The organism is Gammaproteobacteria bacterium, from assembly GCA_019911805.1.
Classification (GTDB): Bacteria; Pseudomonadota; Gammaproteobacteria; order Thiohalobacterales; family Thiohalobacteraceae; genus JAHJQQ01.
Window position 1 is genome coordinate 1 of sequence record JAIOJV010000116.1, and the last position, 23,052, is coordinate 23,052.

24 protein-coding genes are annotated in these 23,052 nt (G+C 60.9%); all 24 read right to left on the reverse strand.

Annotated elements, in window-relative coordinates:
- Positions 1–137 precede the first annotated feature (137 nt).
- The gene (locus tag K8I04_14520) at positions 138–335 is read right to left on the reverse strand and encodes a zinc-ribbon domain-containing protein (protein MBZ0072927.1); all 198 of its coding nucleotides are present in this window, start codon (positions 333–335) and stop codon (positions 138–140) included.
- Positions 336–478: 143 nt separating this feature from the next.
- Entirely contained in the window at positions 479–1,273 is a 795-nt protein-coding gene (locus K8I04_14525; protein MBZ0072928.1) for a hypothetical protein, read from the reverse strand.
- A 19-nt stretch (positions 1,274–1,292) separates the two neighbouring features.
- Positions 1,293–1,598 carry a hypothetical protein gene (locus K8I04_14530; GenBank protein MBZ0072929.1) on the reverse strand — a complete coding sequence of 102 codons (306 nt, stop codon included), beginning with the start codon at positions 1,596–1,598 and terminating at the stop codon, positions 1,293–1,295.
- A 3-nt stretch (positions 1,599–1,601) separates the two neighbouring features.
- On the reverse strand, positions 1,602–1,892 hold the full coding sequence (locus K8I04_14535; protein MBZ0072930.1) for a hypothetical protein: 291 nt from the start codon (positions 1,890–1,892) through the stop codon (positions 1,602–1,604).
- A gap of 882 nt (positions 1,893–2,774) precedes the next feature.
- Entirely contained in the window at positions 2,775–3,428 is a 654-nt protein-coding gene (locus tag K8I04_14540; protein ID MBZ0072931.1) for a hypothetical protein, read from the reverse strand.
- A 117-nt stretch (positions 3,429–3,545) separates the two neighbouring features.
- Positions 3,546–4,004 (reverse strand): hypothetical protein, encoded by a 459-nt coding sequence (locus tag K8I04_14545; protein MBZ0072932.1) that lies wholly within the window; start codon positions 4,002–4,004, stop codon positions 3,546–3,548.
- Positions 4,005–4,092: 88 nt separating this feature from the next.
- Positions 4,093–4,512, reverse strand: coding sequence for a hypothetical protein (locus K8I04_14550; GenBank protein MBZ0072933.1), 420 nt, complete (start codon positions 4,510–4,512; stop codon positions 4,093–4,095).
- Between the two features lie 184 nt (positions 4,513–4,696).
- Positions 4,697–6,529, reverse strand: a complete 1,833-nt coding sequence (gene glmS, locus K8I04_14555) for a glutamine--fructose-6-phosphate transaminase (isomerizing) (protein MBZ0072934.1) — start codon at positions 6,527–6,529, stop codon at positions 4,697–4,699.
- Between the two features lie 288 nt (positions 6,530–6,817).
- A complete protein-coding gene (gene glmU, locus K8I04_14560) occupies positions 6,818–8,194 on the reverse strand; it encodes a bifunctional UDP-N-acetylglucosamine diphosphorylase/glucosamine-1-phosphate N-acetyltransferase GlmU (protein ID MBZ0072935.1) in 1,377 nt (458 codons plus the stop codon).
- A 202-nt stretch (positions 8,195–8,396) separates the two neighbouring features.
- Positions 8,397–8,555 carry a hypothetical protein gene (locus K8I04_14565; GenBank protein ID MBZ0072936.1) on the reverse strand — a complete coding sequence of 53 codons (159 nt, stop codon included), beginning with the start codon at positions 8,553–8,555 and terminating at the stop codon, positions 8,397–8,399.
- 87 nt (positions 8,556–8,642) lie between these two features.
- Positions 8,643–9,065: a F0F1 ATP synthase subunit epsilon gene (locus tag K8I04_14570; protein ID MBZ0072937.1), complete on the reverse strand. Its 423-nt coding sequence runs from the start codon at positions 9,063–9,065 to the stop codon at positions 8,643–8,645.
- 340 nt (positions 9,066–9,405) lie between these two features.
- Positions 9,406–10,782: a F0F1 ATP synthase subunit beta gene (atpD, locus tag K8I04_14575; protein MBZ0072938.1), complete on the reverse strand. Its 1,377-nt coding sequence runs from the start codon at positions 10,780–10,782 to the stop codon at positions 9,406–9,408.
- A 123-nt stretch (positions 10,783–10,905) separates the two neighbouring features.
- Complete coding sequence (atpG, locus tag K8I04_14580) at positions 10,906–11,766, reverse strand: F0F1 ATP synthase subunit gamma (protein MBZ0072939.1); 861 nt, start codon at positions 11,764–11,766, stop codon at positions 10,906–10,908.
- A gap of 87 nt (positions 11,767–11,853) precedes the next feature.
- Positions 11,854–13,395 carry a F0F1 ATP synthase subunit alpha gene (gene atpA / locus K8I04_14585; protein ID MBZ0072940.1) on the reverse strand — a complete coding sequence of 514 codons (1,542 nt, stop codon included), beginning with the start codon at positions 13,393–13,395 and terminating at the stop codon, positions 11,854–11,856.
- Between the two features lie 12 nt (positions 13,396–13,407).
- Positions 13,408–13,956 carry a F0F1 ATP synthase subunit delta gene (locus K8I04_14590; protein ID MBZ0072941.1) on the reverse strand — a complete coding sequence of 183 codons (549 nt, stop codon included), beginning with the start codon at positions 13,954–13,956 and terminating at the stop codon, positions 13,408–13,410.
- A 10-nt stretch (positions 13,957–13,966) separates the two neighbouring features.
- Positions 13,967–14,437 (reverse strand): F0F1 ATP synthase subunit B, encoded by a 471-nt coding sequence (locus K8I04_14595; protein MBZ0072942.1) that lies wholly within the window; start codon positions 14,435–14,437, stop codon positions 13,967–13,969.
- 50 nt (positions 14,438–14,487) lie between these two features.
- Complete coding sequence (gene atpE, locus K8I04_14600; protein MBZ0072943.1) at positions 14,488–14,727, reverse strand: F0F1 ATP synthase subunit C; 240 nt, start codon at positions 14,725–14,727, stop codon at positions 14,488–14,490.
- Between the two features lie 54 nt (positions 14,728–14,781).
- Entirely contained in the window at positions 14,782–15,651 is an 870-nt protein-coding gene (gene atpB, locus K8I04_14605) for a F0F1 ATP synthase subunit A (GenBank protein MBZ0072944.1), read from the reverse strand.
- Positions 15,651–16,007: an ATP synthase subunit I gene (locus tag K8I04_14610; protein MBZ0072945.1), complete on the reverse strand. Its 357-nt coding sequence runs from the start codon at positions 16,005–16,007 to the stop codon at positions 15,651–15,653. Before K8I04_14610 ends, atpB begins: the two co-directional genes overlap by 1 nt.
- A 462-nt stretch (positions 16,008–16,469) precedes the next feature.
- Positions 16,470–17,402, reverse strand: a complete 933-nt coding sequence (locus tag K8I04_14615; protein ID MBZ0072946.1) for a ParB/RepB/Spo0J family partition protein — start codon at positions 17,400–17,402, stop codon at positions 16,470–16,472.
- A 299-nt stretch (positions 17,403–17,701) separates the two neighbouring features.
- Positions 17,702–18,496, reverse strand: a complete 795-nt coding sequence (locus K8I04_14620; protein ID MBZ0072947.1) for a ParA family protein — start codon at positions 18,494–18,496, stop codon at positions 17,702–17,704.
- Between the two features lie 42 nt (positions 18,497–18,538).
- Entirely contained in the window at positions 18,539–19,171 is a 633-nt protein-coding gene (gene rsmG, locus K8I04_14625; GenBank protein MBZ0072948.1) for a 16S rRNA (guanine(527)-N(7))-methyltransferase RsmG, read from the reverse strand.
- Between the two features lie 41 nt (positions 19,172–19,212).
- Complete coding sequence (gene mnmG / locus K8I04_14630) at positions 19,213–21,126, reverse strand: tRNA uridine-5-carboxymethylaminomethyl(34) synthesis enzyme MnmG (GenBank protein MBZ0072949.1); 1,914 nt, start codon at positions 21,124–21,126, stop codon at positions 19,213–19,215.
- Positions 21,127–21,514: 388 nt separating this feature from the next.
- Positions 21,515–22,858, reverse strand: coding sequence for a tRNA uridine-5-carboxymethylaminomethyl(34) synthesis GTPase MnmE (mnmE, locus tag K8I04_14635; protein MBZ0072950.1), 1,344 nt, complete (start codon positions 22,856–22,858; stop codon positions 21,515–21,517).
- Positions 22,859–23,052 lie beyond the last annotated feature (194 nt).

A 23,052-nucleotide genomic window follows, 5' to 3' on the forward strand; every position in this document is an offset into this window, starting at 1 on the left:
CAGAAACTGTTCCCGCCGAGTCGGCTTGCGGTAGCGTTCAAAGTCACCGGTGGCGAAAGTCTGCTGTCTCATCGATACCTAACCGTTGTGAACCATGCGCGTATTATCGCAGATGTTGGGACTTAATCAGAGTTGCCCTAGTTTCTACCTGTCCTGCTGGAGGGGAAGCTTACGGACTCTACTGCTGACCCTAAGGCGCTATTTGGCTGAGGAGTTTTTTTCTTAGTCGAATATTTACTTTCCCCTACGAGTTTGGCTGCCTCTAATGAGGTTCCGCATTCTATACAAAAATTTCCAGCGCTTAGAATTTTTGCCCCACAATTTGGACAATACATGTTCGCCCCCCCCCTGCAATGAAACTCAGTGCTATAAACAATTCTTGAAAACTAGTATCACAAATCAGATTACTCGCGGTTAACCCACGCTTAGAATATAGGGCATAAAATCATTTCTCCTTAAACCCCGCGTGCAACGCCGACTATAGAGCCATCACTGATTCTGGGAACTCTGGCTCATTGACGATCTCATCCACAACATCGAGCAATTCATTGACCATTTCTTCAGGATTATCGGATTGTGCGACTTCCTGCGCCATATTTGTAATATTGAAGACTATATGCCCACCATCACAGCGTTCATAGAAATTCATAAACAAGGTAGTATCCTCTGCGCCAATTTTGTATCTTTTACACATACTAGTTACATAATCCGCCACATCACCACCATCAAGCAAAGCAATAGCAAGGCCGTAAATAGTCGCCATCTTAATGAGTTTCTTTTTTTCGCTATCTAGAGCCCTAACTCGCTTGCTTAATGATTTCATAGTCAAATGCACAATCTCGTCAAGCTCATTGGTAGAGCTTGAGTCAGTAGAGGCTGGCTCGACGTCATTGTCTTTACTCAACGACTTATTGATGTGGTCATGCAATTCAGTAAGACTTAGCCCATATATCCCTCTATGCGTCACATCGGAAGTGTCAATACCAATACACACTAACCGCCACAATATGTATCCAGGGATCGATACTAGTGAAAAAGGGAAGGCTGTGTGTAGTAAGCCAATAACTAATGCAGCAGGGAATGCCCAGAGCAAATGGAATGCGGGAAATTCCATTTGTGGCAAGAGAACCAAAGATACAACGAATAGTAGTGTAGTGTTAACTGTTCCAGCAGCAACTCCCTCGCGTGTCCTTGTATTAGTTCTTATGCCATACAACCAAATCACTGTTATAAGTATGCCTAGTACATATATTGCTGGCTCAATAGAATCCATGCATCATCCCCTTAGTGTTCTAGATGCGTTCGTTTTCAGACTGCTGTACATGCCGTTTGGTCAGAAGCAAGAGAACACCGGCACCAATGTCGATGAATGCCCAAAACTCTTTTGGCAGGTGAATTATGAGTATCGGGTTAAAAAGAAGCGCGAGCACCCCGAATACCCACGGAAGAGATTGGTTTTTACGTTCGTAACTTATGAGTGCAGCCCACGCGAACACGCCTGTTGCCACGAAGCGTAGTAGCATGTAGTAGCCATATGGCATAGGCGCAGCCCCAATGAATAGCATTGTGACCGCGATGTAGATTACTGCTGCTGGCATTGGCTATGACCTGTTCGATAATTTTTCCAGAACTCCCGCGCCCATTGCTATGACTACGATAACCGCAAATGGGCCGAAGAAAAGACTGCCCGCCTGTAGCCAGGACCAGTGCCAAGCTGTCACAGCACCGAACATACCGATGACAGTGCCTACAAGCGGCATATACGCAATAAAGAAAGCCAATGGGGCTGCAATTATCCAGTGAAGGCCGATCCAATCTTCAAGGCCAGTCATGACAGCAGCGAACTGGAAAAGACCAAGAATCATGTATGCGATGAAGACGATCACTTGCATTGCGTTATCCTTTGATGAACACCTAACATCCTGAGTTAACACGGCGTGCCGAAGGACCGTCTGATCATATATAAAAGGGGACAGATTTATTTTCACCGTTGATCCTTCCGTCGCGGTCGTCCCGGCCCCCTAGGCTCGATCCGTTGCCCAATATCGTTGTTCCACCTCACGTCGAAAATATTCGCTACCCGTCAACTACCCGCGCTGTACCGCCTCACGAGTCAGTCGCCATTCATCTTTGAGAGAGACAAAAGGGGACAGATTTATTTTCATCGTTGATCCTTCCGTCGCGGTCGTCCCGGACCCCTAGGCTCGATCCGTGGCCCAATATCGTTGTCCACCTCACGTCGAAAACATTCGCTACCCGTCAACTACCCGCGCTGTACCGCCTCACGAGTCAGTTGCCACTCATCTTCGGGCACACCCGAACCACCCACAGTCTCGATAGCGGTCTGTATACTTACTCACCGTCTCTCCCAGGGCCGTGTAACACAGATCCTGTTCCAGCCACCCCAATGCATCGTCCCCATCTTACGTCGATAGCGGGGCCATGGACATTCTTCCGGCTCGGCCGCTATTCACGCACGTACCGGATTAAGTTCCACGTAGCGGCAACACACTAAATAAGTAGGCCTCCGTCTAGATCGGGCTGGACTTGTAGCGACTTTCTCACAAGCTCCCTGTACGTCCCTCTAGTCGATTCACCCAGCACGCCTCCCGACCCGCCGGCCACTTCATCAAGCATCCCAGATTACCTGAATCACTACCCGGATCGATCGCCAGGTGCTTATGGTTCATCATTAAACAGTAGACATAAACCCGACAGCCCAGTGTGGTCTTCCAGTCCGTCAACGTATCCAGGTAATGCTGATAATCTTTTGGTTAAAAAATAAATCTGTCCCCTTTTTGGGTCCCCTTTTTGGTCCCTGGTCCCCTTTTTGGTCCCTGTCGCGCCATGCTGTCAACGCTTATCGCTTCACCATTGACAGGCTCACTCTTCCACACAGGTTGCGACAACGGAGAATCATAAAATATAAAATGTTTATCGTTATCGGTGTAATCAGATGGGCAACTACTTAGCGTGGCCATACGAAGCTGACTTAGGTCGGCCGGAGAATAAAGTTTGGATTTGTCAAAAAGAAAAGGGCAGGCGTAATAGACGAACGCGCCACTATTATTCTTTGAAAGATGATATAAAAGTTCGTGCTGCGATCTGTCATTTGAAGACTTGCGGGCAGTGTACAGCGGCACACGAAAATATGGGGATGATGCGATAGGCGGAGGGTTCTTTCTAGAGCGCCTATCCATACGCTGTACGACTTTGAACTGCAAGAATATGCCGACAACGGTCGGGGTTACCGCATAGTTGGAGTTTTGAGCGGCTCCCTTTAGCAGCTTGAACAAGTCTCTATCGGAAAGCTGCGACATCACGAATGCCTGATCAAAGCCTACAAATTTCTCAAGTTGTGTCGAGTACTTGTAGAAATTGAACTGCGTTCCCGGGCCTAGGCCAAGCTTGTCCTTCACGAGGTTCATCAGCGCTCCGTGAAAGTGCATTTCGAGTACGGTCTCGTTTATTGTCACCAACTATCCTCGTTTGGCGCCTAACGCGCCGGTAAGCGGAACGCCGCTTTTGCGCGTCCGCTTGACCGGTCAGTTAGAACTCATCTTTTCACTTTGTATATCGATACCGCCTGAAAAGGCTCCCAAAGCAAATAAGCCGCTCACGCCCAGAGGTATGTAGAAGTAACCACCGCTGTAGGCGAGCAGGAAGATCCCAAAGACTGCGATAACATACGAAAGCTGGCGGTGTCTTGCTGGAAAACGAGCATCCGAATATCGGTCAAGACGAATGCCTCTATCTATCCATGCCAACATGGCCACAACCACACTTGCCGCCCAGAGAAACCACCCATACCACTGTGTTCCATTTGTATAAACAGATATTCCAGATCGTTCCCACGTTCCAGGTAATGACCAGATTCCTGTAATCACTCCCCACGCTGCATAAGACGCAACCAAGGCATGAACAATTGCTATGCTTTCTACCCTTACGTTCCGAATGGGACTGGTGGCCGCAAGCAAGGGCCAAAGCAATATTGCCCATTTCATGGTCACCGATATCTCCGGCGAGTTCTAACGATTAAGCTGTGCGGCGCGACGTAAGGAGCGTCCGAACGAGCGCCTTGTTATGCGTTTTTTACCATCCATGTGATTCCATATAGCGCCGAACTTCATCTGTTTCTCTACCTTCTAGAGCCCATAGGTTGTCAACCGCTCTACCAATAATTTCATCTGCTGCTTCACGTGGCACAGTCATTGACTCGCCATCAGTCGAATGTTTAAGGCCATTCCTAAAATAAGTTTGCATCTCGATGAAATTCTTCTTAGGCCATTCTTCATTAAAGGCATGCTTGCCTACTTTTACACAAAATTCTGCAAACTCCCCTAATGAATGTTGCCGCCCTGTAGTTTCTAGAAGCTTACCTAGTATTTCTTCAGCAGCTCCAGCCAAAGTAATTGCAGAAATAATATCCCCATTCAAATAGTGTCGTATTGCAGCATCTAATTGATGAACTGCAATTTCCAATTTTGTAAGTGTTATTGAGTCATTTTCCATATCTGATTAACTACGCATAACTACAATTGGGGATCCTAAAAGCTCCGTTGCATACGGAGTATTTGGGCTCCATAACCATTCTACCCTGCCTGAAACTAAGGGCTTAGATTCCTGATAGGGCGCCTAAATGGAAATTCAAATGGAGCATGGAGGCTCATACACGCACTCCTTCCTCATACCTTTTTTATTCAACCGTCACACTCTTCGCCAAATTCCGCGGCTGATCCACGTCCGTGCCCTTGAGCATCGCGACGTGATAGGCGAGGAGTTGCAGCGGTACGGTGAAGACGATCGGGGCGATACAGTCGTCGGTGGGGGCCACCGGCAGGACAGTGATGCCGGGGCCGGCGGCGAGGCCGGCGCCCTCGTCGGCGAACACAAACAGTTCACCGCCGCGGGCGCTGACTTCCTGCAGGTTGGACTTGAGTTTTTCCAACAGCTCGTTGTTGGGCGCAACCGCGATCACCGGCATGTCGGCATCGACCAGGGCGAGTGGGCCGTGCTTCAGTTCACCGGCGGGATAGGCCTCGGCGTGGATGTAGGAGATCTCTTTCAACTTGAGTGCACCCTCCATCGCCACGGGGTACTGCGCGCCGCGACCTAGAAACAAGGCGTGGCGCTTGTCGGCGAAGCGCTCGGCGAGTTCCTCGATCTGCGGGTTCAGCTGCAGTGCATGTTCGATCATGCCGGGCAGCGAGATGAGCTGCTGGACGATCTTCGCCTCCTGTTCGGCGGTGAGGCCGTGTCGCCGGCCGAGTACGACGACCAGCAGCATCAGGGCGGCCAGTTGCGTGGTGAAGGCCTTGGTCGAGGCCACGCCGATCTCGGGGCCGGCACGGGTCATCAGCACCAGCTCGGATTCGCGCACCAGCGAGCTTTCCGGCACGTTGCAGATCGCCAGCGAATGGCCGAAGCCGAGGCGTCGGGCCTCCAGCAGACCGGCCAGCGTATCGGCGGTCTCGCCGGATTGTGAGAGCGTGACGATCAGGGAGTTCTTGCGCACCACCGGGCGGCGGTAACGGAACTCACTGGCAACCTCGACGCTGCAGGGGATACCGGCGATGGATTCCAGCCAGTGGCGGCCGATCATGCCGGCGTGATAACTGGTGCCACAGGCGATGATGTGCACGCCTTGCACCTGATCGAAGATGCGCGCCGCCTCCGGGCCGAAGCTCTGTTCCAGTACCCGGCCATCGGCAATGCGGCCCTCGAGACAATTGGCAACCGCACGCGACTGTTCGAAGATCTCCTTGAGCATGTAATGCCGGTATTCACCGCGCTCGATGGCGTCGGCGGTGAGCTCGGACATGCGCACCGTGCGCTGTGCGGGTGCGCCGTCACGGTCAAAGATCTGAATGTCGTCGCTGGTGAGTACGGCGACATCGCCATCTTCCAGAAACATGAAGCGCTGTGTGACCGGCAACAGTGCGGCGACGTCGGAGGCGATGAAGTTCTCGCCGATCCCGAGGCCGATCACCAGCGGGCTGCCGCGGCGCGCGACCACCAGCCGGTCCGGCTCGGCCTTCGAGACGACGCCCAACGCATAGGCGCCGCGCAGCTCGGTGATGGCCGTTTGAACGGCAGTAAGCAGGTCCTGCCCCTGCTCGAGATGCGCATAGATCTGGTGGACGATCACCTCGGTGTCCGTTTCCGAGGTGAATTCGAAACCGAGGGCGCGCTGCTGGTCTCGCAGCACCTCGTAGTTTTCGATGATGCCGTTGTGCACGACGGCGACGGTGTCGCGGCAGATGTGCGGGTGCGCGTTGGCGACGGTGGGCTTGCCATGTGTTGCCCAGCGAGTGTGTGCCACACCCAGGTTGCCGGGCAGCGGCGTCTGCTGCAGCAGTTCGGCCAGCTGGTTTACTTTGCCGGTCGCACGGACGCGCGCGAGGGCATTGTCAGGACCGACCACGACCATACCCGCGGAATCGTAGCCACGGTATTCCAGCCGCCGCAGCCCTTCGAGCAGGATGGGCGCCACATCACGCTGCGCGATTGCACCGACGATACCGCACATATCCGTTTACCTTCTGTTGTCTGCCATGAACCGCCAAGACGCGGAGAGTGCCAAGAAAACCCGTTTTGAACCGCCAAGACGCCAAGAACGCCAAGAAAATCCATGTCTATGTAAAAGACAACGGGCCAAGGCTTGCGCTTATTCCTGCGCTTTCACGGGTATTCATTTCAAAAATTGTTTTCTTGGCGCTCTTAGCGCCTTGGCGGTTCACAGACCTTTCTTGGCGCCCTTGGCGTCTTGGCGGTTCAAACACCTTGGCGCCCTCCGTGTCTTGGCGGTTCATAAAATTCATCTCTTCTTCACCGGCCGCTGCCAGCCCGGCCGGGTTTCCTGTCTGGCGCGGCTGTAGGTGAGCTCGCCGGGTGGCGCGTCGCGGGTGAGGGTCGTGCCTGCACCCAGGGTCGCGCCGGCGCCGACTTTCACCGGGGCGATCAGCTGCGTGTCCGAGCCGATGAAGGCGTCATCCTCGATAACGGTGCGGTGCTTGTTGGCGCCGTCGTAATTGCAGGTGATGGTGCCGGCGCCGACATTGACGCGCCGGCCGATGGTCGTGTCACCGATGTAGCTCAGGTGATTCACCTTGGAGCCAGTGTCGATAGTCGATTTCTTGATCTCGACGAAATTGCCGATGTGCACGTCGTCGGCCAGGCGTGTCTCGGGACGGATGCGCGCGAACGGGCCAATGCGCGCGTTGCGACCAATGATGGCATCCTCGATGACACAATGTGCCTGCACCACGGTATCGGCGCCGATCTCGCTATTGCGGATCAGGCAACCGGGACCGATGTGCACCCGGTCGCCGAGCTTCACCCTGCCCTCGAAGATCACGTTCACGTCGACGGTCACGTCCTGACCGTGCTCCAGGCTGCCGCGCAGATCGAAGCGTGCCGGGTCGTACAGGGTGACGCCCGCGTGCAGCAGCCGCTGTGCCTGTCGGTATTGATATTCGCGCTCAAGCCCGACGAGCTGGGCGCGGTCGTTGACCCCGAGGATCTCCGTCGGTGTGTACGGGGCGATGGTCTCGATGGCCATCCCCTCGGCGGCGGCCTGGGCGATGACGTCGGTGAGGTAATACTCGCCCTGGCTATTGCCGTTGCCCAGCCGCGCGACCCAGCGCTTGAGCGGGGCGGCGTCGACGGCGAGGAAGCCGGTATTGATCTCGTGGATACACAGCTGTTCGGGCGTCGCGTCCTTTTGCTCGACGATGCCGGTGACCCGGCCCCCTGCAGCGGCGGGGGCGTCGCGCAGGATGCGGCCGTAGCCGCTCGGGTCGGCGAGCTCGGCGGTCAACAGACCGAAACGTCCGCCGTCGGCGGCGGCCAGCAGGCGACCCAGGGTGTCGGTACCGATCAACGGCACGTCGCCATAGAGCACCAGCACGCGATCGCCGTCGGGGACGGCCGGCAAGGCCTGGGCGACGGCGTGGCCGGTGCCGAGCTGCTCGGTCTGCTCGACCCATGTCAGCCGGCGCGCGGCCAGGCGCTCGCGCACCTGCTCACCACCGTGACCGTAGACGATGTGGATGGAGTCGGCACCCAGGGCCTCGGCGGCGTCGATGACATGTTCCAGCAATGGTCGGCCGGCCAGAGGGTGCAGGACCTTGGGCAAGGTGGAGCGCATGCGCGTGCCCCGGCCCGCGGCGAGGATGATGATACTCAACGGCATGGTAGTCGCCTGTCTCCCATCGGCTGGGGTGGTTCCCTGCGGGGCAGTGTACGGTGCCGATCTGGCTGGTCGCGGCGCGGCGATTCCAGGTGACCCCGGGTGACCTCGCGGGTGTGTCGGCTCGGGGGGGATCATACCACGGCTGGTTTCGACGACCGCAGGGCCGTCAGGCGCAAACGCCTGTAAGCGGGGGCCGACCGGTTCAGCGCCCCGGGCCGGTGACCTGGCGAAGCTCGTCGGCGGCCGCGGCGCGCACGGTCTGGACCCGCACCTCGAAGTACAGGGTCTTGCCAGCGCAGGGAGGGTTGCAGTCGACGGTACGCGTGACGAGCTTGGTGCGGGCGCTGCGTCGGTCGGTCATGTTGGTTTGGGAGTGAGGCGTGAGGCGTAAATTCTGCCCCTCCTAACTCCTAACTCCTAACTCCTCACGCCTCACCCCTCACTCGACTCAGCCCCGTCCCTTGCGCAACTTATGGATGGTGCGCAGCTGGGCGACGGCCTCGGCCAGTTCGGCCTGTGCCTTGGCGTGGTCGATGCCGGCCTTGGTGTCTATCAGCAGCTTCTCGGCGTGTTCCTTCGCCGCCAGGGCCGCGGCCTCGTCGAGATCCCTGGCGCGCAGGGCGGTGTCCGACAATATGGTCACCACATGCGGCTGCACCTCCAGCATACCGCCGGAGACGTAGAAGGTCTGCTCCTTGCCGTCATCGGTCTGCACGCGTACCTCACCAGGTTTGAGGGAGGTAAGCATGGGTGCGTGACGTGGCGCGATGCCGACCTCGCCCATCTCGGCGGGTGCGAACACCATGGTCGCCGACCCGGAGAAGATCGCGGCTTCCGCACTTACGATGTCGACGTGAATGGTCATGGCCATAAATTCAGATCCAAGTTGCAAGATACAAGATGCAAGTAAAAACTCCCGTGCACAACTTCACGGCACGATACATATTGATGCAAGTCGCTCAAGCTCGGAGGCGCCCACCACACTTCAAACAATGCTTCCGGTTTTCACTTGTCTCTCGCAACTTGCCTCTCCTATATCAGATACAAGATGCAAGTAAAAATCGCGCCTTACTTCACCGCGTGATGTCCATTAAAGCAAGTTGCGCAAGTTTCCGACTATCCCGACAATGTCGTGGTACATTCGGTTTTCACTTGTATCTTGCAACTTGCCTCTTGCAACTCGTCTTTTGCAGCTTGCCTCTTGCATCTCCTTAAAGCGTCTTCGCCTTCTCGACGGCCTCTTCGATGGTGCCGACCATGTAGAAGGCCTGTTCCGGCAGGTGGTCGTACTCACCATTGACGATGCCCTGGAAGGCGCGGATGGTGTCTTTCAGCGAGCAGTATTTGCCGGGTGCGCCGGTGAAGGCCTCGGCGACGAAGAATGGCTGCGACAGGAAGCGCTGGATCTTGCGGGCGCGGCCGACGGCACGCTTGTCGTCCTCGGACAGTTCGTCCATACCCAGAATCGCGATGATGTCCTTCAGTTCCTTGTAGCGCTGCAAGGTGCCCTGCACGGCGCGGGCGGTATCGTAGTGTTCGTTGCCGACGATCAGCGGATCGAGGATTCGCGAGGTGGAATCGAGCGGATCGACGGCGGGATAGATACCCAGCTCGGCGATGTTGCGCGACAGCACCAGGGTCGCATCCAAGTGCGCGAAGGTCGTCGCCGGTGACGGGTCGGTCAAGTCGTCGGCGGGCACGTACACGGCCTGAATCGAGGTGATGGAGCCCGTCTTGGTGGAGGTGATGCGCTCCTGCAGGACACCCATCTCCTCGGCCAGGGTCGGCTGATAACCCACTGCCGATGGCATGCGCCCGAGCAGTGCGGACACCTCGGTACCGGCCAGGGTGTAGCGGTAGATGTTGTCGACGAAGAACAACACGTCACGGCCTTCGTCACGGAAGAACTCGGCCATGGTCAGGCCGGTGAGTGCCACGCGCAGGCGGTTGCCCGGCGGCTCGTTCATCTGACCATACACCAGCGCCACCTTGTCGATGACGCCGCCCTCGGTCATTTCATGATAGAAGTCGTTGCCTTCGCGGGTCCGCTCGCCGACACCGGCGAACACCGAGTAGCCGGAGTGCTCGACGGCAATGTTGCGGATCAGCTCCATCAGGGTCACGGTCTTGCCTACGCCGGCGCCACCGAACAGGCCCACCTTGCCGCCCTTGGCGAACGGGCAGATCAGGTCGATGACCTTGATGCCGGTTTCCAGGATCTCGACCGCCGCGGCCTGTTCGGCAAAGGTCGGCGGCTTGCGGTGAATGGCGGCGGTGGTCTCGGCACCGATCGGCCCGGCATCGTCCACCGGCTCGCCGAGCACATTCATGATGCGACCCAGCGTCTTGGTGCCGACCGGCACCGAGATCGGGGCACCGGTGTTGGTTACGTTCAGCCCGCGCTTCAGGCCATCGGTGGAGCCCATGGCAATGGTGCGTACGACGCCATCACCGAGCTGCTGCTGCACTTCCAGGGTCAGATCGGCGTCACCGACAGTGAGTGCGCTATAAATATTCGGTACCGCGTCGCGGGGAAATTCCACGTCGACCACGGCGCCGATGATTTCAATGATGTTGCCCGAACTCATGGTGCGGCCCTCTTAATTTCGAGATCCAAGATACGAGATACAAGATGCAAGTACACGTGCTGCGCCTGCTGCCGTGACCTGTTGGTATCTTGTATCTGGTATCTTGCCTCTTGTATCTGAATATTAAACCGCCGCGGCACCGCCGACGATTTCGGAAATCTCCCGGGTGATCGCTGCCTGACGGGCCTTGTTGTAGACCAGCTCCAGTTCATCGATCAGATCGCCGGCATTGTCAGTGGCGGACTTCATGGCGACCATCCGCGCGGCCTGCTCCGAGGCGATGTTTTCCACCACGCTCTGATACACCAGCGACTCGATGTAGCGGGTCAGCAGCATGTTCATCACCGGCTTGGCATCGGGCTCGTAGAGATAATCCCAGTAGTGCTTGAGGCGCTCGTCCTCGGCAGGCACGATCGGCAGCACCTGGTCGACGCGCGGTGTCTGCGCCATGGTATTCACGAATTTGGTATAGCCCAGATACAGGTGATCTATGCGGCCGGCATCGTAACTGTCCAGCATGACCTTCACACAGCCGATCAGTCCCTGGATCGCCGGTGCGTCGCCGAGGTGCGTGGCCTGCGCCACGACGTTGCCGCCGATGCGCTTGAAGAACTGACTGGCCTTGGTGCCGAAGGCGACGATATCGACCTCGTAACCCGCCTCGTTCCATTTCTTCATGTGCGCGATGACGGTCTTGAACATGTTCACGTTCAGACCGCCGCAGAGGCCGCGATCGGTCGACACCACAATCAGGCCGATGCGCCGGGGTTCGCGCGCCACCAGATAGGGGTGCTTGTATTCCGGGTGGCCCGTGGCCATGTGGGCCACCACGCTGCGCACCTTCTCGGCGTAGGGCCGCGATGCCAGCATACGATCCTGAGCCCGACGCATCTTGCTCGCCGCGACCATCTCCATGGCCTTGGTGATCTTCTGCGTGTTCTTGATGCTCTTGATCTTGGTGCGTATCTCTTTTGCGCCGGCCATATCAGTGTCCAGGATTCGGGGATTGGGAGTCGGGATTCGGGGAAAACCTGCTGAATCCCGAATCCCGAATGCCGAATCCCAAGATGGTTACCAAGCCCCGTTGGCTTTGAAATCCTCGATGGCCTTGGTGAGGCCGGCGACGATCTCGTCGTTGTAGTCCGTGGTCGTATTGATCTTCTCGATCAAGGCCGCGTGGTTGGACTTGGCGTAGGCGTGCAGCGCGGCCTCGAAGTCGACGACCTTCTTGATTTCGATGTCGTCGAGGTAGCCTTCGTTGGCCGCGAACAAGGACAACGCCATCTCGGCCACCGTCAGGGGTGCGTACTGCTTCTGCTTCATCAATTCGGTGACGCGCTGGCCGCGTTCCAACTGCTTGCGGGTGGTCTCGTCGAGGTCGGAGGCGAACTGGGCAAAGGCCGCGAGTTCACGATATTGCGCCAGGGCCATACGTACGCCACCACCAAGCTTCTTGATGATCTTGGTCTGCGCCGCACCGCCCACGCGCGACACCGACAGGCCGGCGTTGATGGCGGGACGGATACCGGCATTGAACAGATCACTTTCCAGGAAGATCTGGCCGTCGGTAATGGAGATCACGTTGGTGGGCACGAAGGCCGACACGTCGCCCGCCTGCGTCTCGATGATCGGCAAGGCGGTCAGCGACCCGGTCCGGCCCTTGACGCGACCCTCGGTGAGTTTCTCGACCTCGTCGGCGTTGATGCGCGCGGCGCGCTCCAGCAGGCGCGAATGCAGATAGAACACGTCACCCGGGTAGGCCTCGCGACCCGGCGGACGGCGCAGCAGCAGGCTGACCTGGCGGTAGGCCCAGGCCTGCTTGGTCAGATCGTCGTACACGATCAGCGCGTCCTCGCCGTTGTCGCGGAAATACTCGCCCATCGCGCAGCCCGCGTAGGGGGCGATGAACTGCATGGCGGCGGAGTCGGCCGCGGTGGCGGCGACGATGATGGTGTGCGCCAGCGCATCATGTTCTTCGAGCTTGCGCACCACCGCGGCGACCGAAGAGTTCTTCTGGCCGACCGCGACATAAATGCACTTAACGCCGGTGCCCTTCTGATTGATGATGGCGTCGATCGCGACCGCAGTCTTGCCGGTCTGACGGTCACCGATGATCAGTTCGCGCTGGCCGCGGCCGATCGGCACCATCGCGTCGATGGCCTTGATACCGGTCTGCACCGGCTGATCGACCGACTTGCGGGCGATGACGCCGGGGGCGATCTTCTCGATGGGTGAGGTCCGGACGGCATCGATCGGGCCCTTGCCGTCGATCGGGCTGCCGAGCGCGTCGACGACGCGGCCGAGCAGGCCCTCGCCGACCGGGACCTCCAGGATCTTGCCGGTGCACTTCACCGCGGCGCCCTCGGAGATGTGCTTGTACTCGCCGAGAATCACCGCACCGACGGAATCGCGCTCCAGGTTCAGCGCCATACCGTAGACGTCACCGGGAAACTCGATCATCTCACCGGCCATCACGTCGGCCAGGCCGTGGATGCGGGCGATGCCATCGCTCAGGCTGACCACGGTACCTTCGGTACGCGCCTCGGCGGCAGTCTGGAACGTCTCGATGCGGCTTTTGATCAGCTCGCTGATTTCAGTGGGATTGAGTTGCATAACTATTCCTTATCAGTGGCTCAGGGCCGTACCCAGGCGGGTCAGCTTGCCCCGGACCGAACCGTCTATGACCAGGTCACCGGCACGCACCACCGCACCGCCCATCAGGGCCGGATCGGTGATGAACTCGAGCTGCACCTCGCGACCGAAGCGCTGCTTCAGCGCGGCCGCGACGGTCTGCTTCTGGGCGTCCGTGGCCGGGAACGCGGAGATCAGCTGCGCCTTGATGGCCCCCTCGGCGTCGTGCTTGAGCTGTTGGAACAGGCCGAAGATCTCCGGCAGGACCACCAGCCGGCGCCGTTGTGCCAGCAACTGGATCAGGTTGCGGCCGTCGTCGTCGAGGCGCTCGCTCCCCATGTCGGTCAGGATGTCGACGAACAGCCCGGCCAGCTGGGCCGGTGTGATGCGTGGATCGTCGAGCAGCCTGCGCATCTCCGGGTCGGCCGCCACCCGGGCCGCCAGCTCGAGCAGTTCCGCCCAGGCCGCCAGGGCCTGCCGCTCGCGTGCCAGATCGAACACTGCGTGGGCGTAGGGTCGTGCGATTGTGGTGGATTCCGCCATGCGTGTGCGCCTAGATCTGTGCGGCCAGCTGGTTCAGCAGGTCGTCGTGGGTGTTGGCGTCGATTTCCCGCTCCAGGACCTTGCCGGCGCCGGCGATGGCAATCGATACCACCTGGGCACGCAGGCCTTCCTTCGCGCGGTTGACCTCCTGGCCGATCTCGGCGCGGGCCGCGGTCAGGATGCGCTCGCCTTCGGTCTTGGCGTCGGCCTTGGCCTCTTCGACGACCTCCGCGGCGCGCTTTTCCGCCTTGGTGATGATCTCCTGGGCCTGTTGCTTGGCCTGCAGCAGTACCTCGGCAGCACGCTTCTGCGCCAGTTCCTGCTCGTGCTTGCCGCGCTCGCCCGCGGCCAGGCCATCGGCGATCCGGGTCCGGCGGGTATCCAGCGCGCCCATGATGGGCGGCCACACGAACCGCATGCAGAACCACACGAACACGCCAAACACGATCATTTGTGCAATGAGTGTGAGATTGATATTCATGCCGTTACCTCAAAATCGTAGGGAGGCGTTGACCGCCGAGTGCTCCGACTTCAGCCGACGACGGCAAACAGCACGTACAGGGAGATACCGACCGCGATCATGGGCACGGCGTCGACCAGACCCATGACGATGAAGAATTGGACACGCAGCATGGGGATCAGCTCGGGCTGACGTGCGGCACCTTCCAGGAAACGGCCGCCGAGAATACCGATGCCGACCGCGGCGCCGAGCGCGCCCAGGCCCATCATCAGGGCGCCGGCGATGTACAGCAGAGCAGTTGCCATTTCCATGAGTGTCTCCTAACTAAACGGTTAAAAAGTTGAGTTTATAAGTGCAGTCGAAATCTAATGATGCTGCTGGTGCGCCATGTCCAGGTACACGACGGTCAGCGTCATGAAAATGAATGCCTGCAGCGTGATGATCAGGATATGGAAGATCGCCCAGCCGAGCTGCAGGAAGCCGCCGAAGATGCCGAGCGCCCAACCGGCGCTGTACATGATCGCGATCAGGATGAAGATGGTCTCGCCGGCATACATGTTGCCGAACAGTCGCAGTGACAGTGACACCGGCTTGGAAATCAGCGATACGCCTTCGAGGATCAGGTTGATCGGCGCGCCGAGCTTGCCGAAGGGCTGGAACGCCAGTTCGCCGAGGAAGCCACCGGTACCCTTGATCTTGAAGGAGTAGTAGAGCATCAGCAGGAAGACGTACAACGCCATGCCGAAGGTCACGTTCGGGTCGGTGCTCGGCACGATCTTGAAATAGACGTGGTGCGGATCGGCACCGAAGACGGAGGCCCCGATCACCTGCGCCGCCCGCGGCAGCAGGTCGACCGGCAGGAGGTCCATCAGATTCATCAGGAACACCCAACAGAAGATGGTCAATGCCAGCGGGGCGACCATGTCGTTCCGGCCGCTGAACGAACCGCGCACACTGGTGTCGATGAACTCCACAATCCACTCGGCGAAATTCTGGGCACCGGCGGGAACGCCGGCCGTCACGTGCTTGGCGACCTTGCGGAAGAAATACAACAGCACGACGCCCAGAAGGATCGACCACAGCATGCTGTCGACATGGATCGCCCAGAAACCCATCGCCTTGGCATCTTCCGGGGTGTGTGCGAAGGACCAGCCGAGATCGGGGTGCAGACCGTAGGTCCAGTTCTGCAGGTGATGTTTGATGTACTCGCCGGAGGTAAGGGTGTCACCAGCCATTACAGTTTGCGTCCGTGGTCGATCCAAGAAAACATCCAGGCCATCTGCCCGGCTACGAAGGCCATCATGAGCGGCAGCGGCGTGAGCCGCAGCGCACCGATACCGATCGCGAGCAGGCCACCAACGACGAGCAGGCGCTCGATGCTGGACACATAAAACGACCACAGATGCCGCTGCGCATCGGCGTGTACCTGTCGCTTGCCCCGGTGCAGGCGCCAGGCCAGCAGCGCTGTGTTGGACAGTGCCGTAGCGGCCCCGAACAGCGCGGCCACGGCCGCGGGCGGCCCACCGTAAAGGTATCCCGCCACCGCCGCCGCCGCAGTCAGGCAGGCCTGGATACTCAGAATCGTACGCATGCCGCGACGGTCCTGGCGCGGGGGCGGCGCGCACCCCGGTGTCCCAGCCAGCCGCCCGGTGATGCGCGGTGGAAGGATTCGGTCGTCATGTGCAGTAGCAGTGACCGGCCCATGCGTGCCGGCGCGCATTATAGGGACTTCCGGGTCAGGGGGTCAATGATGGGGGAATAAAGAGAGGTTATAACCCTGAGGGGGAGTGAGGAGTGAGGCGTGAGGCAAAATCGTGTTGGCCACGGAAGCACACGGAAAGAATTCATCGCAAAAATCCCGGCGGAATTTGTCTAGGGGCACACAACCGGAGAGCAAGGGGCAGGGGTCATACAGGCGCATAAGCCGATCCTGGTTTTCAATAATGACATTATTCCGTGTCTTTCCGTGTGCTTCCGTGGCTCAAAGGGGTTACGCCTCACGCCTCACGCCTCACGCCTCACGCCTCACTCCTCACGCCTCACGCCTCACGCCTCACTCCTCACTCCCCGACCGGATCTTCTCCAGAATCCCATCCAGCTCGTCGAGGCTGTTGTAGCTGATGACGAGCCGGCCCGTGCCGCCGCGACCCTGGGCCAGAGAGACCTTCGCACCCAGGCGCTCACCGAGCTCTGCCTCCAGGCGCCGGATGTCGGGATCGACACGCCGGGGGGGCGCCGGTGGCGTGGCCGCGCCGGCCAACAGGCGCTTGACCAGCCGCTCGGTCTCACGCACCGACAGGCCGCGCGCGACCACCTGGCGGGCGCCGTCGACCTGGTCGTTGCCAGCAAGCGCCAGCAGCGCCCGGGCGTGACCCATCTCCAGCCGGCCGGCCCCGAGCAGGGCCTTGACCTCATCGGCCAGCTCCAGCAGCCGCAACAGATTGCTCACGGCGGCGCGCGAGCGTCCGACCGCATCGGCGGCCTGCTGGTGGGTCAGCTCGAACTCCTGGATGAGGCGCTGCAAGGCGCGCGATTCCTCCAGCGGATTGAGGTCCTCCCGCTGAATGTTCTCGATCAGCGCCATGGCGATGGCGGCGCGGTCCTCGACGTCGCGCACCACAGCCGGGATGTCCTGCAGGCCGGCGAGCTGAGCGGCGCGCCAGCGGCGTTCGCCGGCGATGATCTCGTAGCGGCGCTGATTTCCGGGCCCGCGGCCGATCGGCCGCACCACGATGGGCTGCACCACGCCCTGGGCCTTGATGGAGTCAGCCAGGTCCTGCAGCGTCTCCTGATGCATATCCTGGCGCGGCTGGTACTTACCGCGCTGGATCAGGTCCAACGGCAGGGTACGCAGCGTGCCGTCGACCGGCTCGGCCGCGCCCGTCCCGGACGGAACGCCCGCCACAGCCGCCGCGGGTGTCGCCTTCGCCGCCCCGCCCAGCAGCGCATCCAGCCCGCGCCCCAATCCTCGTTTCTTCGTCGCCATGGTTGCTAAGGATACCTGCCTGTGTGCATGGATTGCCAAGGGAAATCGTTTTGAACCGCCAAGACGCCAAGAATTCTTGGTTTGAACCACCAAGGCGCCAAGCAGGATTGGTGAACCGCCAAGGCGCCAAGACGCCAAGAAAACATTTTTTGAGATGAACACCCATGGCAGCGCGGGTACAAGCTTTGGCCCGTTGTGTTTTACATGAACATGGCTTTTCTTTGCGTCTTGGCGCCTTGGCGGTTCCATTCCAGAATTCTTGGCGTCTTGGCGGTTCAACAAGGCAACAGCAATCGCGCTCAGGTCACCGCCTCCGCCGCCTGCACGCGGTCCTGCTCGCGGCGTACCAGTTCGCCGGCCAGTGCCAGGTAGGCGATGGCGCCGCGTGAGGTCTTGTCGTATTTGAGCACCGGCAGGCCGTGGCTGGGGGCCTCGGCGAGGCGCACGTTGCGGGGGATGATGGTGCGGTAGACCTGGTCACCGAAGTGTTCGATCAGTTGCTCCGAGACCTGCATGGCGAGGTTATTGCGCGCATCGAACATGGTGCGCAGCAGGCCTTCGATCACCAGCCCGGGATTCACCGACTGCTGGATCTGGCTGATGGTGTCGACCAGTGCCGACAGGCCCTCCAGGGCGTAGTACTCGCACTGCATGGGGATGAGCACGCCGTGGGCCGCGGTCAAGGCGTTGATGGTCAACATGTTCAGCGAGGGCGGGCAGTCGATCAGGATGTGATCGTAGCGGTCGACGATGCGGGTGAGCGCCGCGCGCAGCCGCTGGCCGCCGTCCGGCGTCTTCAGCAATTCCACCTCGGCTGCGGTGAGGTCGCTGTTGCCGGGCAACACATCGTAGCCGGCCGCCGTACTGGTGATGATCGCCTGTTCGATGTCGATCTCGTCGAGCAGCACATCGCAGCTGGAATACTCGACCGCGTGCTTGTCGACGCCGCTGCCCATGGTGGCGTTGCCCTGCGGATCGAGATCGATGAGCAGCACGCGGCGGCGCGCCATGGCGAGCGCCGCGGCAAGGTTGATGCAGGAGGTCGTCTTGCCGACGCCGCCCTTCTGATTCGTGACTGCGATGATGCGTGCCATGGTCCCGGGTCGGATGGTGATAGTGAAGTAGTCGTGAGCCGTTTACCCTGCGGCGCGCGGCCGCAGTTCGATGAGATGACGTTGCGCGTCCATGCCCGGCACCGTCACCCGGTGCGCGGCCGTCATCTGTGCCGGATCGGACAGTGTCTCGACCTCAGCCAGCGGATAGCTGCCCTTCATGGCCAGGATACGGCCAGCAGGCGCGCACAGCGGCGCGCAGTGTTTGTACAGCTCGTCCAGTGACGAGAAGGCGCGGCTGATGATGGAATCGAACAACTGCTGCGGCCGGTAATCCTCGATACGGACGTTCTCGACCGCGACGTTGCCCAGGCCCAGATCGGCCACCGCCTGGCGCACGAAGCGCAGCTTCTTGCTGCTGGAATCGAGCAGTACCAGCTGCCAGTCGGGCCGGGCGATGGCGAGCACGATCCCCGGCAGGCCGGCGCCCGTGCCCACGTCCAACACCCGTGGGCCCTGCAGGAAGGGCAGCACCACCAGGCTGTCGAGGATGTGCCGGGTGAGCATGTCCTGCGGCTTGCGCACGGAGGTGAGATTGTAGACGCGGTTCCACTTCACCAGCAGGTCGATGTAGTCGAGCAGCAGGCCGCGCGCGTGCGCGTCCAGCTTCAGGTCCGTCTGCGCCAGACCGGCGGCCAGGGCGGTGTCGAGTTCCATGTTGCTCCAGAGGGCGCATACGGTGCGCCCGACGGCGACGCTCACGCGCTCAAACGCGCGAGACCGCCCTTCTTGATATGTACCAGCAGCAGCGAGATCGCCGCCGGTGTGACGCCGGGGATGCGCGCCGCCTGGCCCAGGGTCTGCGGTCGCTGTTGCCGCAGCTTCTGGCGCACCTCGGCGGACAAACCCTGTACGCGATCATAGTCCAGATCCAGCGGCAGCGGTTGCTCCTCGTGGCGGCGCTGGCGCTCGATCTCGGTCCGCTGCCGCTCGATATAACCCGAATACTTGGCCTGCACCTCGACCTGCTCGGCGACGCGCCGCGCAGCCGTGCCGGTGGCGTCGCCCGCGTCGAGGACCGAGCCTATGCCGGGCGCGGCCGTCAGCACGGCATAGGTGATCTGTGGACGGCGCAGCAGTTCGAGTGCGCGCTGTTCGCGTACCAGCGGCATCTCCAGGTGTGCGTTCAAGGCTGCGGCGGCGGTACTGCGCGGCCCTACCCACAGGTCCTGCAGACGTTGCTGCTCACGTTCGATGGCCTCGCGGTGCGTGTCGAATGCGCGCCAGCGTCGGTCGTCGACCAGCCCCAGCTCGCGACCGATCGACGTCAGGCGCAGATCGGCATTGTCCTCGCGCAGCAGCAGCCGGTACTCGGCGCGACTGGTGAACATGCGATAGGGCTCGGGGGTGCCACGGGTGATGAGGTCGTCGATCAGCACCCCGATATAGGCCTCGTCGCGCTTGGGCCACCAGGGCGCGTGACCCTGCGCCGTGCGCGCGGCGTTGAGGCCGGCGATCAGACCCTGCGCGGCGGCCTCCTCGTAGCCGGTGGTGCCGTTGATCTGGCCGGCGAAGAACAGGCCCTCGATGACCTTGGTCTCCAGGGAATACTGCAGATCGCGGGGATCGAAATAATCGTACTCGATCGCATAGCCCGGGCGCGTGATGTGCGCGTTCTCGAAGCCACGGATGGAGCGCGCCAGCGCCAGCTGCACATCGAAGGGCAGGCTGGTGGAGATGCCGTTCGGATAGACCTCATGGGTGTCGAGGCCCTCGGGTTCGACGAATACCTGGTGGGCGTCCTTGTCGGCGAAGCGGTGGATCTTGTCCTCGATGGACGGACAATAGCGCGGACCGATGCCCTCGATCACACCGGTGTACATGGGCGAGCGGTCCAGGCCAGCGCGGATGATGTCGTGGGTGCGTGCGTTGGTGTGGGTGATGTGGCAGGGCAGCTGGCGTGGGTGCTCGGCGGCCGCGCCGAGATAGGAGAACACCGGTACCGGGTCGTCACCATGCTGCACCTGCATCACGCTGTAATCCAGGCTGCGGCCGTCGATGCGCGGCGGCGTGCCGGTCTTGAGGCGGTCGACCCGCAGCGGCAGTTCGCGCAGGCGCGCCGCCAGGGCGTTGGCGGGCGCGTCGCCGGTGCGCCCGCCAGGGTAGCTCGACAGGCCGATATGGATGCGGCCACCGAGAAAGGTGCCGACCGTCAACACCACGCTGGGGGCGACGAAGCGCAGGCCCATCTGGGTGACCACCCCGCCGACCCGTCCGCCTTCCACCAGCAGATCGCTGACCGGTTGCTGGAAGATGCGCAGGTTCGGCTGGTTCTCCAGGGCGACGCGCACCGCGCGCCGATAGAGGGCGCGGTCGGCCTGGGCGCGGGTGGCGCGCACCGCCGGGCCCTTGCTGGCGTTGAGGATGCGGAACTGGATGCCGGCACGGTCGGTGGCGTGCGCCATGAAACCGCCCAGGGCGTCGATCTCCTTGACCAGGTGACCCTTGCCGATGCCGCCGATGGCCGGGTTGCAGCTCATCTGGCCCAGGGTCTCGACGTTGTCGGTCAGCAGCAGGGTGCGCGCGCCCAGGCGCGCCGCGGCCAGGGCGGCCTCGGTGCCGGCGTGGCCGCCACCGACCACGATCACGTCGAACTGCTCCGGAAACTGCATGTGCTGTCCACCCGCGGGGTGATGAGGGTGCAATGGGACGGGGAACTATACGCCAGCGCAGCCGCGGTTGACCAGAAAAGGGCGGGGCCGCGCACCCGTCGGGACAGCCCCGGCGGGTGGATCTGCGCCCGTTTCCGGGTAAGTGCCGGCAGCGACCGCGGCGTACAGTTGGCTTGGATACGGCCACGTGATCGGCAGCAAGGCACGCAAACAACCGCCCTCTGGCAATACTACAAGCTACGTAACATAAAGTATTGCATATAAATAAATCACATTATCTGGCTGTTATAAATATTATAGTTAACAGCATATATAGCGTTTAGCTATTAACAAGTGCGCTCAACAATATAACTGCTGCCTGGAAACTCGCCGCATCCCCTCCCGCGAATCACTTTCCAATGCAGAAGCTCGAAAAGATCCGGCCCAGCAGGTCGTCGCTGGAGAACTCCCCGGTGATCTCGTTCAAGGCCTGCTGGGCGAGATGCAGCTCCTCGGCGAGCAGCTCGCCGGCGCCCCGCTCCTCCAGCTGGGTGCGGCCGAAACGGACGTGCTTCCAGGCGCGCTCCAGGGCATCGAGATGGCGGCGGCGGGCGGTGAAGCCATGCTCGGTCTCGCCGGCGTACCCCATGCAGTGCTTGAGGTGGGCGCGCAGGGCCTCGAGGCCCTGGCCCTCGCGGGCGGACAGGTAGAGGCGGTCGGTGTCGGCCGCGCCGCTGGCGCTCGGCGCGTCGCCGCTCAGATCGATCTTGTTGTAGACGAGGGTGTGCGGCAGCCGCTGCGGCAGGCGCTCGAGGATGCGCTGGTCGGCTGGCCCGAAGCCCTGCTGGGCGTCGATCAGCAGCAGCAGCCGGTCGGCGGCTTCGATGGCGCGCCAGGCGCGCTTCATGCCTTCTTGTTCGACGCTGTCGGCGCTGTCACGCAGGCCGGCGGTATCGATCACGTGCAGGGGCATGCCGTCGATCTGGATATGCTCGCGCAACAGGTCGCGGGTGGTCCCGGCGATGGGTGTGACGATGGCGGCCTCGTGGCCGGCGAGCGCATTCAGCAGGCTGGACTTGCCGACGTTGGGCTGGCCGGCGATGACGACGGTCATACCCTCGCGCAGGACCCGGCCGTGCTGGACACTCGCGCGCAGCTCGGTGAACTGCCGTTCCAGCGTCTGCAGCTGGGTGCGGATCGCGGCGTCGCCGAGGAAGTCGACCTCCTCTTCCGGGAAATCGATCGCCGCCTCGACATACATACGCAGCCGGATGAGCGCCTCGACCAGGGTGTGTATGCGCTGGGAGAATTCGCCGGCGAGTGACCGCATGGCGGCACGCGCGGCCTGGGCGGTGCCCGCGTCGATGAGATCGGCGATGGCCTCGGCCTGGGCGAGGTCGAGCTTGTCATTGAGGAAGGCGCGCTGGGAGAACTCGCCGGGACGGGCCAGGCGCGCGCCGAGTTCCAGCACGCGTGCCAGCAGCAGATCCATCACCACCGGACCGCCGTGCCCCTGCAGTTCCAGCACCGGCTCGCCGGTGAAGGAGTGCGGTGCCGGGAAATACAAGGCCAGGCCGTGATCGATCTGCGCGCCGCGCGCATCGGCAAAGGTGTGCAGCTCTGCGCGGCGCGGCGCCGGCAGGCGGCCGAGCAGCACCTGTGCAAGCGACGGCACGTCCGGCCCCGAGACGCGCACGATACCGATGCCACCGCGCCCGGGTGGCGTGGCGATGGCGGCGATGGTGTCGGTCATGAGATGTTGGCCACGAAGTACACGAAACCCCAAACCCTAAACCCAATTTTTACCGCGAAGGACGCAAAGGAACGCAAAGAAAATTTTGCTAAAAAACCCAAAAACCACGTTTGCCACGGAAGGACACGGAATGCAAAACCCGCCGCGCCTCACTATCCGGGTAGTTCCGCGGCTGAAATGAGCTCCTTTCGCTC

What these genes read in the sequence shown, in the direction of transcription:
- K8I04_14520 (MBZ0072927.1), bottom strand. Translation starts at nt 335, where the DNA reads ATGTATTGTCCAAATTGTGGGGCAAAAATTCTAAGCGCTGGAAATTTT.
- K8I04_14525 (MBZ0072928.1), bottom strand. Translation starts at nt 1,273, where the DNA reads ATGGATTCTATTGAGCCAGCAATATATGTACTAGGCATACTTATAACA.
- K8I04_14530 (MBZ0072929.1), bottom strand. Translation starts at nt 1,598, where the DNA reads ATGCCAGCAGCAGTAATCTACATCGCGGTCACAATGCTATTCATTGGG.
- K8I04_14535 (MBZ0072930.1), bottom strand. Translation starts at nt 1,892, where the DNA reads ATGCAAGTGATCGTCTTCATCGCATACATGATTCTTGGTCTTTTCCAG.
- K8I04_14540 (MBZ0072931.1), bottom strand. Translation starts at nt 3,428, where the DNA reads ATGAACCTCGTGAAGGACAAGCTTGGCCTAGGCCCGGGAACGCAGTTC.
- K8I04_14545 (MBZ0072932.1), bottom strand. Translation starts at nt 4,004, where the DNA reads ATGAAATGGGCAATATTGCTTTGGCCCTTGCTTGCGGCCACCAGTCCC.
- K8I04_14550 (MBZ0072933.1), bottom strand. Translation starts at nt 4,512, where the DNA reads ATGGAAAATGACTCAATAACACTTACAAAATTGGAAATTGCAGTTCAT.
- glmS (MBZ0072934.1), bottom strand. Translation starts at nt 6,529, where the DNA reads ATGTGCGGTATCGTCGGTGCAATCGCGCAGCGTGATGTGGCGCCCATC.
- glmU (MBZ0072935.1), bottom strand. Translation starts at nt 8,194, where the DNA reads ATGCCGTTGAGTATCATCATCCTCGCCGCGGGCCGGGGCACGCGCATG.
- K8I04_14565 (MBZ0072936.1), bottom strand. Translation starts at nt 8,555, where the DNA reads ATGACCGACCGACGCAGCGCCCGCACCAAGCTCGTCACGCGTACCGTC.
- K8I04_14570 (MBZ0072937.1), bottom strand. Translation starts at nt 9,065, where the DNA reads ATGGCCATGACCATTCACGTCGACATCGTAAGTGCGGAAGCCGCGATC.
- atpD (MBZ0072938.1), bottom strand. Translation starts at nt 10,782, where the DNA reads ATGAGTTCGGGCAACATCATTGAAATCATCGGCGCCGTGGTCGACGTG.
- atpG (MBZ0072939.1), bottom strand. Translation starts at nt 11,766, where the DNA reads ATGGCCGGCGCAAAAGAGATACGCACCAAGATCAAGAGCATCAAGAAC.
- atpA (MBZ0072940.1), bottom strand. Translation starts at nt 13,395, where the DNA reads ATGCAACTCAATCCCACTGAAATCAGCGAGCTGATCAAAAGCCGCATC.
- K8I04_14590 (MBZ0072941.1), bottom strand. Translation starts at nt 13,956, where the DNA reads ATGGCGGAATCCACCACAATCGCACGACCCTACGCCCACGCAGTGTTC.
- K8I04_14595 (MBZ0072942.1), bottom strand. Translation starts at nt 14,437, where the DNA reads ATGAATATCAATCTCACACTCATTGCACAAATGATCGTGTTTGGCGTG.
- atpE (MBZ0072943.1), bottom strand. Translation starts at nt 14,727, where the DNA reads ATGGAAATGGCAACTGCTCTGCTGTACATCGCCGGCGCCCTGATGATG.
- atpB (MBZ0072944.1), bottom strand. Translation starts at nt 15,651, where the DNA reads ATGGCTGGTGACACCCTTACCTCCGGCGAGTACATCAAACATCACCTG.
- K8I04_14610 (MBZ0072945.1), bottom strand. Translation starts at nt 16,007, where the DNA reads ATGCGTACGATTCTGAGTATCCAGGCCTGCCTGACTGCGGCGGCGGCG.
- K8I04_14615 (MBZ0072946.1), bottom strand. Translation starts at nt 17,402, where the DNA reads ATGGCGACGAAGAAACGAGGATTGGGGCGCGGGCTGGATGCGCTGCTG.
- K8I04_14620 (MBZ0072947.1), bottom strand. Translation starts at nt 18,496, where the DNA reads ATGGCACGCATCATCGCAGTCACGAATCAGAAGGGCGGCGTCGGCAAG.
- rsmG (MBZ0072948.1), bottom strand. Translation starts at nt 19,171, where the DNA reads ATGGAACTCGACACCGCCCTGGCCGCCGGTCTGGCGCAGACGGACCTG.
- mnmG (MBZ0072949.1), bottom strand. Translation starts at nt 21,126, where the DNA reads ATGCAGTTTCCGGAGCAGTTCGACGTGATCGTGGTCGGTGGCGGCCAC.
- mnmE (MBZ0072950.1), bottom strand. Translation starts at nt 22,858, where the DNA reads ATGACCGACACCATCGCCGCCATCGCCACGCCACCCGGGCGCGGTGGC.